Origin of the sequence: Methanosarcina soligelidi, from assembly GCF_000744315.1 — an archaeon.
Taxonomy (GTDB): Archaea; Halobacteriota; Methanosarcinia; order Methanosarcinales; family Methanosarcinaceae; genus Methanosarcina; species Methanosarcina mazei.
The window spans coordinates 3293837-3309587 of the sequence record NZ_JQLR01000001.1; the positions used below are offsets into that span (position 1 = coordinate 3293837).

Below are 15751 nucleotides of genomic sequence, written 5' to 3' on the forward strand. Positions count from 1 at the left end.
TAAAGAAAAGTGCGTTAAACAAAATTGCATTAAATAAAAATGCATTAAAAAAACATTAAGACGCATTGAACAAAAAGTAAAATGCATTTAAGAAACAGTAAGCAAGGAATATCTGGGAAAGCTCTGATTTCAGGATAAAGGCAGCAACAAGCTATTTTGATTTTTAATTAACTGGCTATTCGATTGAGATTGAGGAAGTCCGGAGGGGGCAGGAAAATGAGTGTTTACAGCAATGGCATTCTTATATTCAGGTTCAGAGACGAACGACTGGAGATGATGCTGGTCCACCCGGGCGGGCCAATCTGGGCAAAAAAAGATTATGGCGTGTGGTCGATACCTAAAGGGCTGCCGGAAAAGAATGAAAGCCCTCTGGACACGGCAAAAAGAGAGTTTAGAGAAGAGACAGGTTTTGAGGTTGATGGGGAGTTTATAGACATGGGAGAGATAAAACAGTCCGGCAGCAAGATAGTTCATGCATGGGCTCTTGAAAAAGACCTGGATGTAACTGATGTCGTGAGTAATACTTTTACGCTCGAGTGGCCAAAAAATTCCGGGAAAATACGGAAATACCCCGAAGTCGATAAAGCAGGCTGGTTCGATATTGAGCTTGCCAGGAAAAAGATAAGAAAAGGGCAGGCGGGTTTTATTGACAGGCTTGTGGATATTTTACACTATTCTCAAAAGGGAGAGCGTTCAGGAATGGAAAAAAGGTACAGGCAAACTACACTATTTTAAACAACGATAATTATTCCTTTGATTTCCCTGCTTTCCTTTGCTTTCCTTTGCTTAATTTTGCTTAACGCTCGATTTCGTTTTATTTCGTTTTATTTCGCTCTATGAGTTACTGTCCACATTATACTTTGAAAGTTCAAATCCTCTGGAATTCAATACTTATTTCTGTGGACCTTGTCCTCGAATATACATTGCCCAGTCTATCAACACGGTCCCATACAACGTCATATGAATATCTGGCATAAGAGAACGGATAATTCAGCCAGAAAAGCAATTTCCTGAGATGCGATAGATCCCCATAGCCCTCTACCCACATGGATTCGCTCAAAAATCCCTTCCAAATATGGGATTTTTGCATCTGTTTCCACCGCCTGAACATATGGGCTATTATGAATAAGAAGCTACAGACGACTGCAAATTGCCTTTTTGTCATTTTTCACCCTCCACGACTAATAAACTTTATAAATTTATAAGCTTTTTACTTTTTATAATCGTAATAAACTTCATTAAATAATCTCAATCAGGACAAATTTTCCGGTATTTAGCCAGGTAAGGCTTCAAATCATCTTTTTTGAGATTAAAATTACCTGCCGGAAAATTATCAATCTTTTTATAAAGATAAGGGAATCTTCTTTTTGATAATTTGATATGTTTAAATAAGTCTTCTTTCTCGTATAAATTTTTGCTTCAAAAAGGTCTATAAAGTTTTCGAGCGTTTTTTCAGCCGATTTCAAAACTATAAAAGTCGAAATTAATCCATTTACGGAGGGATTCATAAGTTTGAATCTCACTTCTCTCACTAATTTTATGTGTATAGGGTATCTCGAATTTTTTGTATGCGAGTGTGGAGATACTGCATAACCGTTAATTTTAAAGAGTTGCCTGACCCAAAATAAAGTGTTTCTTTTCCAAAAGTTAGGTGGTCCTCTAATAATCAGTTGATATTTTCCAGATATTCATACATCCGTGGCCTACTCTCGCTTTCTGCTTAATGCACACTTAATTTCCTGCTCAGTTAAGCTCAGAAAACAGGTTCAGATGAACAAAAATTATTCAACGATAAAATATCAACCAGCTAATGAGGTATAACCTAAAAACTATGCATATCAGGTAGTCTCAAAACCATTTTTAATTCTACAATTGGGTAATGCCCTTTCAATTTTTATTTCATTTCAACAAGAAAAAGTAAATTTTCATAGCTCAACATAGCGTATTTGCCATTCTCGCTTGAATTCTCCCCTTATTCCATCCTTTACTTTCTCCTCCAACTATCATTTTCAGCATTTCTTTCAGGTTTTTCCCTTGTCTTTTTATGAAATCTGCTATTTTCTTTATATTGTGTACAGTGCACATCATAACAAATTCAATTCCTGTTTTCCTTTTCCCCCTCAGCAGAAATTCCCTAAACCCTCTATCCTGTTTCATCTGTCCAAACACAGGTTCTACGGTAGACATTCTTTTCTGATACTTTTCCGTACCCTCTTCTGTGTTCAGTTTAGCCCTCATATCCTTCATTAAATGTTCTCGAGGATCTCTTGTTATTGTTCTTTTTCCACTCTCAGTACATGCATTTTTCAACACACACTGAGAACAATAGCTACAGACATAATACCTTAAATCAGGCTCACCTTTCCTCTTTTGTATTCTTGAAAAGGGAATTTCAAAAGCAGCAGGACAATAATAGCAGTCTTTTTCTTCGTCGTATTTAAAAAGAGATTTCCTGAACTTCCTGGTTTTTCCTTCTTTTTCAGCTTTATAGTAGTTGTCAGGAATGTAAGCATCAATGCCTTCTTCCTGTAAAAATTCCAGATTCTCATATGAAAAATAACCTGCATCTGCAAGCACGATTGTTGGTTTATATCCCAGTGTATTTTTTACGTTCTGTATGATTGGTTCTACTTGATGCAGGTCGTTTTCTTCGTTGACAACGTCTGCTGCAACGATAATTTGTTCCTTTTCATCAACAGCAACCTGACAGTTGTATGAAGGTTTCTTGCTCCCATCTTTATGTTTCATAATTCGAGCATCGTTGTCTGTGATGTTTACTTTTTTCAGCTTTTCTTCATCAAGCTTCTTCTTAGCGTTTTTAATCTTCTCTAATCTTTTCTTCTTGTCAACTAGCTCTTCTGGAATCTGATATGGTGTTGAGTCACCATAAATTTCATCTTCATACTTATCTGTCTCAATACTCTCTTTTAGTATCCGATCTATTTCTTTTTCGAGAGAATCCGAACTCTTGCTTTGTCTTGATGAAGCATTTGCCTTGATCTTTGTTCCGTCAATCGAGATACTGGAACCAATCATATCCATTTCTTTACAAAAAGTGACAACCTGGGAAAATATCTCTTTAATAGGACCAAGGTGAGTTGAACGGAATCGACAAATAGTATGAAAATCAGGTTTTTGCATGGCTGCCAGATACATAAATGCAGTATCAGTTTGAGTCATTTGTTGCAGTTTACGTGAACTTCTAATGCCTATAAGATAACCATAAAGTAATATTTTTAAAAGAATTATTGGATGATAGGCTGGGCAGCCTTCCTTAGAATAAGTGGATTCAATAGCAGTGATATCAACGACATCTACGATGTCGTTTAGTACTCGGGCGAGATGATTTTCAGGAACAAAATCTTCCAGGTTTAATGGAAGTAAAAACTGCTGCTTTTGATCGTATTTTCTAAACATGGGAAACACTGGAATTTAGTTTTGTAAAAAAGATAAAGATTACGGGTTTCTGACCCAAATGTGCGATCAGGTATAGTTTTGAGACAACCTGATATTTTTACTTTTGACCTGAAACCAATACCTTACACTTTCCTTTCCAGAACATAGCTATTAAGAGTAACGGCTTATCATTTTACTTCGTATGATGCAGAGTACCTTAAAAAAGATAAAAATGTATTTTAAAGTAAAATAGGCACAGTAGGACTTAAGGTTTCTGGCTTCGCCGGACTGGAGGGGAATAAATTCGCGGTATGGAAAGGATTTAAGCCTGATGTTTTCTATTTGCTTCAGAGTTGCTGAGATTACATCTAACCTCAAGCCCATTGGCATTCAAATTAATGCTCACGTTGCCAGAGCCTTTACCCAGTTTTCCCCGTTCCATTTTCTCCAGTGCATCATTATCATTGCACGGTTTAACAGAAGTTCTTCTCCCGGGTCAATGAAATCATTTCCATTCTTAAGCCCGTGTTCGAAAGCATATCTAAGGCGTCCGGAGTACCATTCCAGAAATTTTAAGGATGCTTCGAATTTCGATATTCTCAGATTATGCATAAAAAAAGCGATACAGATCTCTTGTAGCTGATCCTGTCTCGGCAGCCAGATATAGTTAATAGAATTATTTCCGGGATAGAGCAAAACCTCAACTTTTTCAAAAGCGGGATTATAAACAAAATCCCCGGACTGGAATACCCATTTTTTCTGAATTTCCTTCGCAAGTGAGCACATTCTTATATATTTCTTTGATGTATCCATTTAACCAACCTCATAATATATTATGAGTATCAGGCTAAAAGGAGTAGCCGAGCTGTGTGAAAGTATTAACTTCAGATTGTTTATATAAAACTTCAGGTGATTTATATAAAACTTCAGATGGTTTATATAAAAGGTGTTGTTTTTCAAAGTAATCAATAAATTTGCGCCTGACCTGTCAGAGCACCATCAAAGGCTTTTCAGGAGAAAATCATCAATCATGAGAATAAAAGTTTGTGGTATTAAAAGGGTCGAAGATGCTGTTATGGCTGCATACTGTGGAGCTGATGCCATTGGACTGGTAGTGGGACGGAAGCATAATTCAGACGATTTTATCGACAAACATCTAGCCCAAAAAATTGTGAGAGAATGCCCGCCTTATATTTCACCGGTTCTGGTTACGGAACTGGATGACGCTGAAGAAATCTCTGGTCTGGTGCATGAAACAGGTGTTACTTCTGTCCAGTTGCATTCTGATTGTACGGTTGATAGTATCATATCACTGCGAAAAACCTTCCCTAATATAAAAATAATCAAAAACTTTCACGTCATCGGGCCAGGGGTTATTCATGCTATGAAACCCTTCGAATCTGTGGTAGATGCTTTCATCCTGGACACTCTTGATTTAGCCAATGATAAAGTGGGTTCAACAGGTTTAGTCCATGATTGGAGCATTAGCAGAAAAATTGTTAAAGAGGTGTCACGACCAGTTATCCTGGCAGGAGGTTTGACTCCGGAAAATGTTGGAGAAGCTATACGGGTTGTAAATCCATATGGTGTAGACGCCAGTTCCGGGCTTAAAGACTCCAATGGCTTTAAAAATGAAATGAAAGTGATTAATTTCGTACATCGTGCAAAAAATGAATTTTTCAAGGTAAGAAATTTATCTTTAGAAAATTAAACCTGGGCTTTAGAAGAAAAATTAATCTTTGGAAGAAAAACTAACCTTTAAAAGAAAAACCAGGCCGTAAGAAGAAAATTCAGGGTTTTTTAGCTGTTAACTTTTGCCTGTTTTCAGGTATTATTGGTGGAATTATTAATCAGATTATTAGTGCGATTTAAGGTTATTAGTGCGATTTATCATAATTTCTAGCCTTTTTCAGTGTCTTGACATGTGCTACTCAACATTACAGGTATCATGATGTATATTATCACATTTTCTTTTAGTATTGGTTATGATGCCAGGAGGTGCTTCCATGCATACCATACGATTAGTGCCGAAGCTACGGCTGCTGAAAGTGTCATTAGTGTCCCGCCCCAGTATGCAGACTGTGCAGCCTCAATTACGCTGGTAAACCACAGAACAGCAAAGACCGCGCCCACGATGATATTTAACCAGCGGTTCAGTGAATCTTTCAAGGTAAGGGATAGGAAAGCCATAATCATTGGAACCAGCATTAAGATTGCAAAAAATAATATCATACCAGGGCTTATTTTCTGGCCTTCTGCCATTCCTGCCATTAATTGTGCTATGATGCCCGGTTCCATAAGCACTATTATCTGATGAGCCAGAAAGGCAATTGATGCAAAAAGCCAGAGCACTGAAATCTTTATCCTCCAATCTTCCAAAACTTCTGCCTCCTTAGAGATCTCTTAAAGTAACTTTATCTTTTACTATTTTTTCCCTATCATAACTCTTCTACTTTCCGCACGCAATTTTTATTTTATTTGAAACTTAATTTACTTATTATGTCATACAGGATGCATGGGAAATTGTAACAAAGAACGTTCAAATCAGATAAAAGGTTGTTATTTCAGTCGAATACCCTGTAGCTCACAGCGGGGTACGCCAGCGTAACTCTGATTATAGATTGTTATTGAAAACACGAGGATGTGACAGAGACGCTGCAATCAAAAAATTTAACGTTTCAAAGGTAATTGTACCTTTACTTATGTATACTCTAAATTGAAAGGCGATTATTGATGGAAAAGCGATACTTGAGGTATTCTGATGGTCGATATGAAGCAGACATTGATATCACTGTGGAAGCCTGGAAATCAATGCTTCAGAATCCAAAAATTTTTGGACCTAAATATTTGGATATGATTTTGAAATGGTACTACGAAATTGATCATCGAGCTACAAGTCAAGCAATAATGGCAAAGTATCCATCTGAGTTGAAAGGTACTCCATACAATGGATACGTCATTGGTTTAACTAATAGAATTATCAAGTATCTTAATCGATTTGAAGTAATCGGAACTCAAGGTAATGAATCAAAATTCATTGTACCATTTGAAGGGTGGTATGAAGACTACAAAGAGGGTAACCATTTTGTTTGGAAGGTAAGAGATGAATTAGTCCAGGCAATAGAAGAGCTTGGTCTAGTAGATGAAAAAAAGTTTCCATCTGAAGAAGAAGAGCTTAAAAGTTGCTCTATAGAAAACCGGAAAGATGGTAAAATTATAATGCGTTATACTACTCAATATGAACGAAATTCAATAAATAGACGTAATGCTATTAGAATACATGGAACTGTATGCCAGGGATGTGGATTTGATTTTGAAAAGGTATATGGTGAAATAGGGAAAGATTACATTGAAGTTCATCATATAAAACCGCTTTATGAAGGGGGAGGTTCCGTTCCAATAAATGCTGAAACAGATTTAATCTGTGTTTGTGCTAATTGTCATCGTATGATTCATAGAAGAAAGGATAAAGTCCTATCTCTAAAAGAATTACAAAAATTACTGTTAGCAAACAAAAATTAATTGTATTTTGCTGAGTGTTTGTATTTCCATTTCTCAAGAATGCATAGTGTACAGGTTATCCCAGTCCTTCAAGAGTTAGATTCAAAAAAATAAATCCGGAATAACATTCAATGAGATAACTGGGTATCTGTAACATGTTTTGTTTTATGAGGGAACTCCTTTTCGAAATTCTCAAGTTCTTCCTCAGTGACCTCAAAAGAACCTGATGCGAAAAACTTTCCGGATACCTGTTTCAGGCTTCCGCTGTAGAGTTCCAGTGCCATGAAAGCATCGAAGTTTTCAGCGGAAGATGTCTGAATATTATATTCTCAGGTATTTCTGAAACCGAACCTGTTATAATATTCCGGATTGCCAAAAATGAATATAGCTTTATATCCCAGTTGCCTTGCTTTTTCAATAGTGTTGTTCATCAGTAAAGAGCCAATACCTTTTTTCTGATATGAAGACAGTACTCCGAGAGGGCCCATGCACAGGACTTCGAATTCATCGTTCTCGTCATTGACCACTTTTGCCCTTGAATAGATTATATTGCCCACGATCGTGTCGCCATCACATGCAACATAGTCCAGTTCCTTTACAAAATCAGGTGATTTTCTCATATTGTGGGCGATAAGGTGTTCGACACACCCTGATTGATACAGATCCCAGAATGCTTCTCTTATCATATGTTCCACATTTTTAAAATCGTTCTCTTCTTCCGGACGGATTGAAATGTTCATTATGATCTTCCTCTTTTTCAAAACAAGAATGTGAATATTTTTAAAATATTTTTCTGCTTTGTTTTTTGTCTGTTTTCTACTTTATTTTTTGCCTTTATGTTTCCGGTCGCAAAATAAGGTCTTCCCTTATGGGCGAAAAATGAGAGAAAAAATGAGAAAGAAAATGGAAGAAAAATTAGAGAAAGAATAACAGAAAGAATAACAGAAAAATATATACTGAACATTCACAAACTTTGGAACATGAATTTCGGATTTTTAGTTTTTCCGGGTCTCGAAGAACTGGATCTTACAGGACCCTGGGAAATAATATCTCTCTGGAGCAAATTTGGCCAGGGGCCTGAAAAGTGCCTGATGGTTGCCGAAAATCCCGGACCCGTGGTCTGTAACAAGGGAATGTCAATAAATCCTCACGCCACGTTTGCAGATTGCCCTCCACTTGATTTTCTCCTTGTTCCGGGCGGTGAAGGCACGCGCAAAGAGGTGGATAACCCATCTCTTATTCAATTCGTTGCCTCGCAGGCTAAGAACTGCAAAGCCGTGCTTTCCGTCTGCACAGGCACATTTTATCCTCTACCGCGCCGGCTTGCTCACAAACAAACGGGCTACCACTCACTGGGCTTCACTCCCCAGATTACGAGAACTGGATGACGTGGAGGTGGTGGAGGAACGTATTGTAAGGGACGGAAATATCTGGACCTCTGCAGGCATTTCTGCTGGCATTGATATGGCGCTCGAATTTGTCGAATACATGACGGATGAAAAAACGGCAGGCAGAATTCAGCTCGGTGCCGAATACTACCCTTCCGGCAGGTCATATGCTATGATGCATAAAATTCCGCAGGCTCCTGAGTATTTGAGGAAAAGGGACTGAACAGCCCTTATCCTGCCAAGACTTTTAGAAACCTTTCAAAGCCTTAATGCCACGTCACTTGAAGCGGCTTCCTGCGGGGGATTCCATAAGCTTTATACTGCGGGTTGCCAAACATCATTGCGTAAGCAAATTTTCTTCCTGCAGGCAAATTGAGCTCTTTCTGCAGAGGCTCATAGAACATGGAAGCAGCTCCAACAAATCCCGCCCAGCAGGTCCCGATACCGAATGCAGGCGCGGCAATATCGAAATGCGTGAGTGCGATAATGGCATCAATGGATGCAATCGGACTTTCTTCGGGAATATGGGCGAAAAGCAGATGCGGGGCATCCCGGCAAATGACATCATATCCCTGTTCCCATGCCGAAATGAGCGCAGGTACGTAGCCGCTCATGGGATGTGGTGTGTTCAGCAGGGTTTTCATCCATTCAATAGTAAGCCCGGCTACTTTTTTCACTTTCTCAGGGTCATGGACAACAATCCACTCCACAGGCTGGCCGTTGGTTCCGGACGCTGCGTAGCGGGCTATACCCAGGACTTCAAGAATTTTCTCCTTTGGCACGGGTTCCCTGGTAAAATGCCGGATAGACCTGCGTTTCTTGAGATAGAAGGCTATATCCTCAGGAGGGATGTTGCCAGCACCTTCAGGCAGGGGGACTTTTTCATCAGGGCAGAGGTTAAGGACAAGAGCCTGGGAGGGGCAGAAGGCCTCGCAGTGCCCGCAATACATGCAACGCAAAATGTTTTCTTCCGGCACGTGTGGAAGATGGGACTCATCAGCCGGATTGATGATATGTGATGGGCATACGTTTACGCAAATGCCGCACTTTGTGCAGAGGTCCTGATCAACAATAATATGAGCCATTGTATCAAATCCTGTAAGGAAAATTCCGTTAAGAGCAAATATATTGACCAGCCAGCATTTATTACTTCTCTTTGATTCTCTGCCTGTGAAGTTTCATTAATTTTGCTTCATTAATTCTATTACTGCCTGGCCAAATGATAAAAAGCAGCATACTTGCCTATATTTGTCTATTCCAGGGAAGTACCTATTTACATAATCAGCAATGAAGTTCTGAACTCAAAGAAATCCCTGTTCAGAACTCAGAGAAATCCCTGTTAAGAAGAGAAAACCTCGACTTTTCGGTTTCGGATGATGTAATTAAGGAGTTACTTATTGTTTTATATAGTTTAGAAGTTATCCGCATTTCATAACTCCTGCAAAGTTGATTCACTTCAACTTATTTTGCGATGATAACAAGTTCTAAGTGTTTGAACTTCAACCTTTTTATAATTATATTTTCATAATAGCCAATTAATGGGCCGTTTTCTCAAGCTCTTTCATCCAGCTTCTCAAAAAACGTTATCATATTTTCCATACTTTCTCGATAGCTGTCAATTTCTTCCTCATCCAGCCTATCAAGGATCTCTGAGACTTTAGCCTGAATTGCTGCATTTAACCAATTCCTGTATTCTTTACCGGCTTTGGTAAGGGATAAAATAGTTTTTCTGCGATCCTCAGGGTCTCCTTTCCTGAAGATGAGTCCCTCTTTTTCCAGGGAATCAATTATTGATGTCAGACTTCCTCTCTGAAGATCCAGATACTCCCCAAGGACAGAAGGGATTATTTCCTCATTTCTTCCTATGGCTATAATAGCTCTTTTCTGGTTTTTGTTCAGGTTATAGGGGCCATAGGTAATCTCATGGAAAATCTTTGCAAAATTCTTGTGGAAGAGATTAAGGAGGTCAAACTGGAGTTCAGCTGCTTCTTTTAGCTTTTTCGATTTCATATAATTTCATACCATTAATTTGTGTATATCTAGAAGGATGACTATTCCATGGCTGTAGGTCAGAATTTGTTTGTTAGAATGCATTCTTTGAATTCATATAGTTTATAATTATATCGTTTAAATCAGACTATTATAAATAATATTGTTCACATTTAAACAATATGATTTCAAACTAAAAATTCAGACATTACTATAGGGCCCATTCCAAAACCAATTTTTTCGTATGTCGGCAAGAACTTTCAAACTATTTTCTTAATCAGTAGACCCGCAGATAATTCAAAATTTGAAATAAAAAGACACAATTTTGAGTTTTGAGATCAGCTCATAATCCGATATTAAGGAATGGTAAAAATATAATTTCTAGTATTTACTTTAGGAATGACTTCACAGCCATTGCTGAAGACGATATCGAGAACAAAAATAATGAGACTATATCTTCTTTATTCCTAAATGGAATATGAGACTTAAAATCCAAAAAATGGAAAGTTCATTTATCTCTCATTAAAAATGCTTATTTTCAAACTTATGCTGCCTTAAAATAAAATCCTGCGAAATGTGCCTTGAAAAATAGAACTTTCATGGTACTAAACAAATTAGCGGAAAGAAAAAATTGAAGAAACTTTTCAATTACCATGGAAGTTTGCTTTTCACTTATTTTTGCCTCTATTTAAACAAAATTTTCCAGAATGCAACATTTCACTCGATAATAAACCATGAACAGGGTTTAATAAACTAGAACAGGGTTCCTTTCTATTTTCAATTGGAATTTTTGAAGAAATTATGATTTACTGCCTGTTCAAAAATCAGTAAAAAAATCATGTTTTTAACAGTCATAGTTTAACTTTCAGACTGTAACCTCACAAGGTTAATACAAAGTAATTTGTTTTATCAATTTAATCTTTATTCTTATAGTTAGAATACAAATCTTTTTATAGGCATTTGATCATTATTTCAAACAAAGTTAATTTGATTTTTAGTAAAATAAAGTTGAATTCAAGTAATTTTGTATTATTTCATGTTAATAAAAATAAACTAAATTCTCAATTCTCTAGAACGAAAATCATCCCTGGATACAAAATAAAGACAAAAGTAAATACAAAAACTGGAGGTAGGAAATATAACACATATAAAGAAATTAGGTATTGGATTTGGTGCTTTGCTTCTAATATTACTCTTTGTAGTCTTCTCAACCGCAACTGAACAGAAAACAAACACAACAGCTACAGATACTAAGATAATAATTATTGATGCCCTTGGTAGAGAAGTGACTCTTGATAAACCCGCCGAAAGAATTGCATATACACATTACTCGGTTGCTGAAGTCCTCAAAGCTGTCGGAGCCTGGGATCGAGTTGTAGCAAGAGACGGGTACATATCTGATGAGAAGTTTTATCCGATTCTGGATAAAATTCCTGCAATATGTCCGGTCAGAAATCCTATGGATATCAACTATGAAAAAACTATAGAAACCCAGCCAGATATTCTAATCCTGCCAAAATTCGAATGGTATGGCACTACTGAAGAAATAATCAATGCGCTTGAACCTGACATACCGGTTGTTTTCGTTGATACACTAAATCCTGACTCATTCTGTGATACTATTAAGATAATCGGAATGGTTACCGGGAAAGAGGAAGAAGCTCAGGAATATATCGAGTTTTACAGCGGAATTTATGATCCTATAGTAACTAAAACTTCGCGGATAACCCAGGAAGACCGCCTGAATGTGTTTTATAAGGCTTTTTCCGACACTCCTGAACAAATAAAAACCTATGGGAAAGAAATGCCCGGTGGAAACGAGTTCTTTAACGCTGCCGGTGGAAAAAACATTGCAGGAGATCTGCCTTTTGCTTATGGAGATGTCGATAAAGAATGGGTTCTTGAACAGGACATCGATGCCATTGTAGTTATGTGCTGGGACCAGCATTACCCTGACACATTCGGATATGCTGTCAATGATTCGGAACTGGCTTCTGAGAGTGGTAAAGAAATTCAGGAAGAAATCATGCGGCAGGACGTCTTTGCACACACTGACGCTGTAAAAAACAAAAAAGTATACCTGCTTCATAATGAATTGCTTTCCACCCCAAGAAATATCATTGCTATAGCTTACATGGCCAAGTGGTTCTATCCTGAAGAGTTTCCTGATCTCGACCCCGAGGCCCTTCATCAGGAATATCTGGATAGGTTCATAAAAGCTGACTATAACCTTTCTAATGCCGGACTATTTGCCTATCCGGCTTAACTGCATTTTTAACAGACAGGAGAGTGACAACTATGAAAGAATTTCCGGAAATTATAGTCCCACTAACCAGAATATATGAAATGTCCCTTGCACCCGTTAAGACAAATGCGATGGTTGCGGGAGTTGAGCTTGCAATCTTTGACCAGCTAATCAAGCCTGTCCGGGCAGAAGAACTTGCTGAAAAATGCGGATTTAATGCCAAAATGACGGCAGAATACCTCAATTTACTGGCTGCCTGCGAACTTGTGATAAAAAAGGACGGGTTCTACCAGAACAGTCCAGAAGCTGAGCAATATCTGGTCACCGGCCGCCCTACCTACTATGGAGACCTGATTTTATTTGAGTATGAACGTCTGGCCATGAGTCCAAAAACGATAGCTGAAAGGGTCAAAAATGGGCCAGCCTTTACAGAAGAAGGAGGAATGAATTCTGAGGAGTTTTGGATAAGATACGCGCGGTCAATGGCAAACTGGGAACGTTCAGGAACCGCTCAGAAGGTAGCGGATATTATCTCAGCATTGCCGGAATTTTCTTCGATGAAGAAAATGCTTGACCTGGGAGGAGGTCCAGGGCTGGTGGGAATTGCAGTATTATCCCGCCATCCGTCAATGGAAGGTGCGGTGTTTGACCAGCCGGCTGTAGTTAATGTCACTGGGGAGTTCATAGCAGAGTATGGACTTTCGGATAGAATAACAACTATCGGAGGCGATTACCTTAACGACCCGCTTGGCAGTGGTTATGACCTGATACTTGCCAGCTGTACACTTAATTTTGCCAGGGACTGCATGGATAAGATGGTGAAAAAGATTTATGATGCACTCAATCCGGGAGGAACCTTTGTAAGTCTTCATGATGGGATATATGACGAGGGCACAAAACCGTCTATCCACGTCCTCAATATGATGCCCAGCGCTCTTTCAGGGTATAATTGCAGTCTTAGAAAGGGACTTATCGTAAACTCGATACTCAATGCAGGATTTCGGTAGGTACGGTCACAGACAATTAACTTTGATGCAGGTCCTTTAGATATTGATATCGCCCGAAAAAGTCCAGAACGGACAGAGGACTAAGCAAGGATAGAGGATCAAACGGGTTGACAGCGTATGGATTATGACTTACAAAAAAACATATTTCCAGAAGAAACAGGCCATATTACAGAGAGGTATTATCACTTTACACATAAAAAAATCCTTTTTATCTTTGCCTTATGCCTGCTCATTATTGTCAGCGTCGGGATCTCAGCTGCGACCGGGGCTGCCGACATCTCTTTTGGGGATGTGTATGCCTCACTTCTTAGCAAAATATTTCCTGATATTGTAGAGAGTTCCTGGGTAGCGGATGTCTGCCTCTGGAAACTCCGGTTTCCCCGAATTTTTATGGGACTCTTTGCCGGGGTTGCCCTCGGAACAGCAGGAGCGGCGATGCAGGGAGCTTTGAAAAACCCTCTTGCTGATCCGTATATGCTCGGAATTGCGTCAGCAGCAGGATTTGGGGCGGCGATCGCTATCGTATTTGGGACCGGAATTTTTGCAGGCAAGTATCTTATTGTCGGGAACGCCTTTTTCTTCTCACTGATAGCTGCAGCGGTCATTATCGCCGTTGCGGAGAAAAAAGGAGGCTCAGCAGAAGCTATGGTCCTGACCGGGATCGCTGTGATGTTTTTCTTCCAGGCCCTCACGACATTTGCAGAATATTTTGCAGAAGCGGAAGCAGTAAAGTGGGCAATGTTCTGGATGGTAGGGGACCTCGGAAAAGCAAGATGGGAGGATTTTCGTTTTGTTATTCCCATTATAGTAATACTTGTTCCTGTACTCATCTGGAAGTCCTGGGACCTTAATATAATAGGGGCAGGAGACGAGAGTGCAAAGAGCCTTGGAATTGATGTCAAAAGGTTCCGGATCCTTATCATGGCAGTCTCGTCACTTCTGGTTGCAGGAGTTGTCAGTTTTGTTGGAGCAATAGGGTTTATCGGGCTTGTCTCGCCACATATCTGCCGGCTGATCATTGGAGGAGATAACCGTTTCCTTATCCCTTCATCCGGGCTAATGGGAGCAGTTTTCCTGATAATCTCTGACTCTATTGCACGTACTGTTCTCTCACCTGCAGTTATTCCCGTAGGGGTGATCACGGCATTCCTTGGTGTTCCTTTCTTTGTGTATTTGATCATGTACGGGAGGGAGTACTGTTGAGGCTCTCTATCGACGGGGTCAAGCTCTCATATGCTTCAGTGCCTGTGCTACATGGGATTTCAATGGAGTTTTGCAAACCGTGCGTGGTTGGCATAATAGGGCCGAACGGTGCCGGAAAAAGCACGCTGCTCCGCTGCATCAATAATGTTCTTAAGCCAAAGAGCGGGTGGGTCTGCCTTGACGGGCAGAAGACCCGTGACATGGACGCGGTAGAAATCGCTCGAAATTTCGGCTATGTGCCCCAGGAGTTATCTACCACCTTTCAGGCAACTGTTTTTGATACGGTGCTTATGGGCAGGCGTCCGTTTTCGTCCTGGAGGATCAGTAAGGACGATGTTGAGATTGCTGCTAGAGCTATCAAGATGCTGAACCTTGAACAGGTTTCACTCCGTTACAATTCGGAACTCTCCGGCGGCCAGCAGCAGCGAGTAATGATCGCACGAGCACTCGCCCAGAATAGCCGGGTGCTCCTCCTTGATGAACCGACTTCCAAACTGGACATAAGGAACCAGCTTGAAGTGATGGATATCATCCGCGCCCTTGTAGAAAAACAGGAGCTGCTTTCTATTCTTGTAATCCATGATCTCAATCTTGCTTCCAGGTATACGGATAAGATCATCATGCTCAAAGGAGGGAAGATATTCGCAGCAGGGGATCCTGTTTCTGTCCTGACACAGGATAATATCAGAGCGGTCTATGATGTTGAGGCTGCTGTGGTGCTCGAGGATAATCTGCCGCATATCATTCCGAAAAGACCGGTATAAACCTTAATGTTATGAAAAAACGTTCAAGATACTGGAAAGATTATATGAAATGAGTAAAAGTTCATAATTAAACAGAATCTTACATCTCAATTTGGCCTGAGAGTACCCAATCTCCATGATTTTCATGGAGAACAGGCATAATGTATTTTATAAATCCTTTAAAAAGTTTCTTCAAACAAATGATAACCTATAGTAGGGATGTGCTACAAACAAGAGAATTTTTTGATGTCTTCAGTCGAAAATACCCTCATAAATGAT

17 protein-coding genes are annotated in these 15751 nt (G+C 39.4%); 9 read left to right on the top strand and 8 right to left on the bottom strand.

Features of this window, described 5'->3' with window-relative positions:
- Positions 1–216 precede the first annotated feature (216 nt).
- Positions 217–735 (top strand): NUDIX domain-containing protein, encoded by a 519-nt coding sequence (locus M886_RS14135; protein ID WP_048040619.1) that lies wholly within the window; start codon positions 217–219, stop codon positions 733–735.
- Between the two features lie 133 nt (positions 736–868).
- On the opposite strand, the gene M886_RS18415 is transcribed toward M886_RS14135, so the two are convergent.
- The 3 genes from M886_RS18415 to M886_RS14160 all read right to left on the bottom strand — a co-directional run bounded on the left by M886_RS18415 (position 869) and on the right by M886_RS14160 (position 4209).
- On the bottom strand, positions 869–1060 hold the full coding sequence (locus M886_RS18415; protein WP_152558045.1) for a hypothetical protein: 192 nt from the start codon (positions 1058–1060) through the stop codon (positions 869–871).
- A gap of 872 nt (positions 1061–1932) precedes the next feature.
- Complete coding sequence (locus M886_RS14150) at positions 1933–3417, bottom strand: IS1182 family transposase (RefSeq protein WP_015411731.1); 1485 nt, start codon at positions 3415–3417, stop codon at positions 1933–1935.
- A 381-nt stretch (positions 3418–3798) separates the two neighbouring features.
- On the bottom strand, positions 3799–4209 hold the full coding sequence (locus M886_RS14160; RefSeq protein WP_015413219.1) for a hypothetical protein: 411 nt from the start codon (positions 4207–4209) through the stop codon (positions 3799–3801).
- A gap of 217 nt (positions 4210–4426) precedes the next feature.
- On the opposite strand from M886_RS14160, the gene M886_RS14165 reads away from it, so the two are divergent.
- The gene (locus M886_RS14165) at positions 4427–5107 is read left to right on the top strand and encodes a phosphoribosylanthranilate isomerase (protein ID WP_048044996.1); all 681 of its coding nucleotides are present in this window, start codon (positions 4427–4429) and stop codon (positions 5105–5107) included.
- A gap of 272 nt (positions 5108–5379) precedes the next feature.
- Here M886_RS14165 and M886_RS14170 read toward each other — a convergent pair whose 3' ends face one another.
- Complete coding sequence (locus M886_RS14170; protein ID WP_235203971.1) at positions 5380–5775, bottom strand: DUF6326 family protein; 396 nt, start codon at positions 5773–5775, stop codon at positions 5380–5382.
- 354 nt (positions 5776–6129) lie between these two features.
- Here M886_RS14170 and M886_RS14175 point away from each other — a divergent pair, with 354 nt between their 5' ends.
- On the top strand, positions 6130–6918 hold the full coding sequence (locus M886_RS14175; protein ID WP_015413216.1) for an HNH endonuclease: 789 nt from the start codon (positions 6130–6132) through the stop codon (positions 6916–6918).
- Positions 6919–7025: 107 nt separating this feature from the next.
- On the opposite strand, the gene M886_RS19215 is transcribed toward M886_RS14175, so the two are convergent.
- Together M886_RS19215 and M886_RS14180 are read right to left on the bottom strand one after the other, a co-directional pair.
- Positions 7026–7181 carry a hypothetical protein gene (locus M886_RS19215; RefSeq protein WP_230626521.1) on the bottom strand — a complete coding sequence of 52 codons (156 nt, stop codon included), beginning with the start codon at positions 7179–7181 and terminating at the stop codon, positions 7026–7028.
- A 45-nt stretch (positions 7182–7226) separates the two neighbouring features.
- The gene (locus M886_RS14180; protein WP_230626523.1) at positions 7227–7637 is read right to left on the bottom strand and encodes a GNAT family N-acetyltransferase; all 411 of its coding nucleotides are present in this window, start codon (positions 7635–7637) and stop codon (positions 7227–7229) included.
- A 240-nt stretch (positions 7638–7877) separates the two neighbouring features.
- On the opposite strand from M886_RS14180, the gene M886_RS19385 reads away from it, so the two are divergent.
- Together M886_RS19385 and M886_RS19390 are read left to right on the top strand one after the other, a co-directional pair.
- Positions 7878–8285, top strand: coding sequence for a DJ-1/PfpI family protein (locus M886_RS19385; protein WP_268745862.1), 408 nt, complete (start codon positions 7878–7880; stop codon positions 8283–8285).
- Complete coding sequence (locus tag M886_RS19390) at positions 8221–8508, top strand: DJ-1/PfpI family protein (protein WP_268745863.1); 288 nt, start codon at positions 8221–8223, stop codon at positions 8506–8508. The genes M886_RS19385 and M886_RS19390 overlap by 65 nt, the downstream gene beginning before the upstream one ends.
- 43 nt (positions 8509–8551) lie before the next feature.
- Here the strand turns inward: M886_RS19390 and M886_RS14195 are convergent, their stop codons facing one another.
- Positions 8552–9370: a nitroreductase family protein gene (locus tag M886_RS14195; protein WP_048051360.1), complete on the bottom strand. Its 819-nt coding sequence runs from the start codon at positions 9368–9370 to the stop codon at positions 8552–8554.
- Between the two features lie 466 nt (positions 9371–9836).
- Positions 9837–10295, bottom strand: a complete 459-nt coding sequence (locus tag M886_RS14200) for a MarR family winged helix-turn-helix transcriptional regulator (RefSeq protein WP_048051361.1) — start codon at positions 10293–10295, stop codon at positions 9837–9839.
- A gap of 1156 nt (positions 10296–11451) precedes the next feature.
- Here M886_RS14200 and M886_RS14205 point away from each other — a divergent pair.
- The 4 genes from M886_RS14205 (at position 11452) to M886_RS14220 (ending at position 15493) form a co-directional block, all read left to right on the top strand.
- Positions 11452–12540 (top strand): ABC transporter substrate-binding protein, encoded by a 1089-nt coding sequence (locus tag M886_RS14205; protein WP_235203972.1) that lies wholly within the window; start codon positions 11452–11454, stop codon positions 12538–12540.
- A gap of 32 nt (positions 12541–12572) precedes the next feature.
- Entirely contained in the window at positions 12573–13526 is a 954-nt protein-coding gene (locus tag M886_RS14210; RefSeq protein ID WP_235203973.1) for an acetylserotonin O-methyltransferase, read from the top strand.
- Between the two features lie 117 nt (positions 13527–13643).
- On the top strand, positions 13644–14729 hold the full coding sequence (locus M886_RS14215) for a FecCD family ABC transporter permease (RefSeq protein ID WP_048051363.1): 1086 nt from the start codon (positions 13644–13646) through the stop codon (positions 14727–14729).
- A complete protein-coding gene (locus M886_RS14220) occupies positions 14726–15493 on the top strand; it encodes an ABC transporter ATP-binding protein (protein WP_048051364.1) in 768 nt (255 codons plus the stop codon). Before M886_RS14215 ends, M886_RS14220 begins: the two co-directional genes overlap by 4 nt.
- The last annotated feature ends 258 nt before the right edge of the window (positions 15494–15751 follow it).

Coding starts and splice junctions, on each gene's coding strand:
- M886_RS14135 (WP_048040619.1), top strand. CDS start 217: ATGAGTGTTTACAGCAATGGCATTCTTATATTCAGGTTCAGAGACGAA.
- M886_RS14150 (WP_015411731.1), bottom strand. CDS start 3,417: ATGTTTAGAAAATACGATCAAAAGCAGCAGTTTTTACTTCCATTAAAC.
- M886_RS14160 (WP_015413219.1), bottom strand. CDS start 4,209: ATGGATACATCAAAGAAATATATAAGAATGTGCTCACTTGCGAAGGAA.
- M886_RS14165 (WP_048044996.1), top strand. CDS start 4,427: ATGAGAATAAAAGTTTGTGGTATTAAAAGGGTCGAAGATGCTGTTATG.
- M886_RS14175 (WP_015413216.1), top strand. CDS start 6,130: ATGGAAAAGCGATACTTGAGGTATTCTGATGGTCGATATGAAGCAGAC.
- M886_RS19215 (WP_230626521.1), bottom strand. CDS start 7,181: ATGGCACTGGAACTCTACAGCGGAAGCCTGAAACAGGTATCCGGAAAG.
- M886_RS14180 (WP_230626523.1), bottom strand. CDS start 7,637: ATGAACATTTCAATCCGTCCGGAAGAAGAGAACGATTTTAAAAATGTG.
- M886_RS19385 (WP_268745862.1), top strand. CDS start 7,878: ATGAATTTCGGATTTTTAGTTTTTCCGGGTCTCGAAGAACTGGATCTT.
- M886_RS14195 (WP_048051360.1), bottom strand. CDS start 9,370: ATGGCTCATATTATTGTTGATCAGGACCTCTGCACAAAGTGCGGCATT.
- M886_RS14200 (WP_048051361.1), bottom strand. CDS start 10,295: ATGAAATCGAAAAAGCTAAAAGAAGCAGCTGAACTCCAGTTTGACCTC.
- M886_RS14210 (WP_235203973.1), top strand. CDS start 12,573: ATGAAAGAATTTCCGGAAATTATAGTCCCACTAACCAGAATATATGAA.
- M886_RS14215 (WP_048051363.1), top strand. CDS start 13,644: ATGGATTATGACTTACAAAAAAACATATTTCCAGAAGAAACAGGCCAT.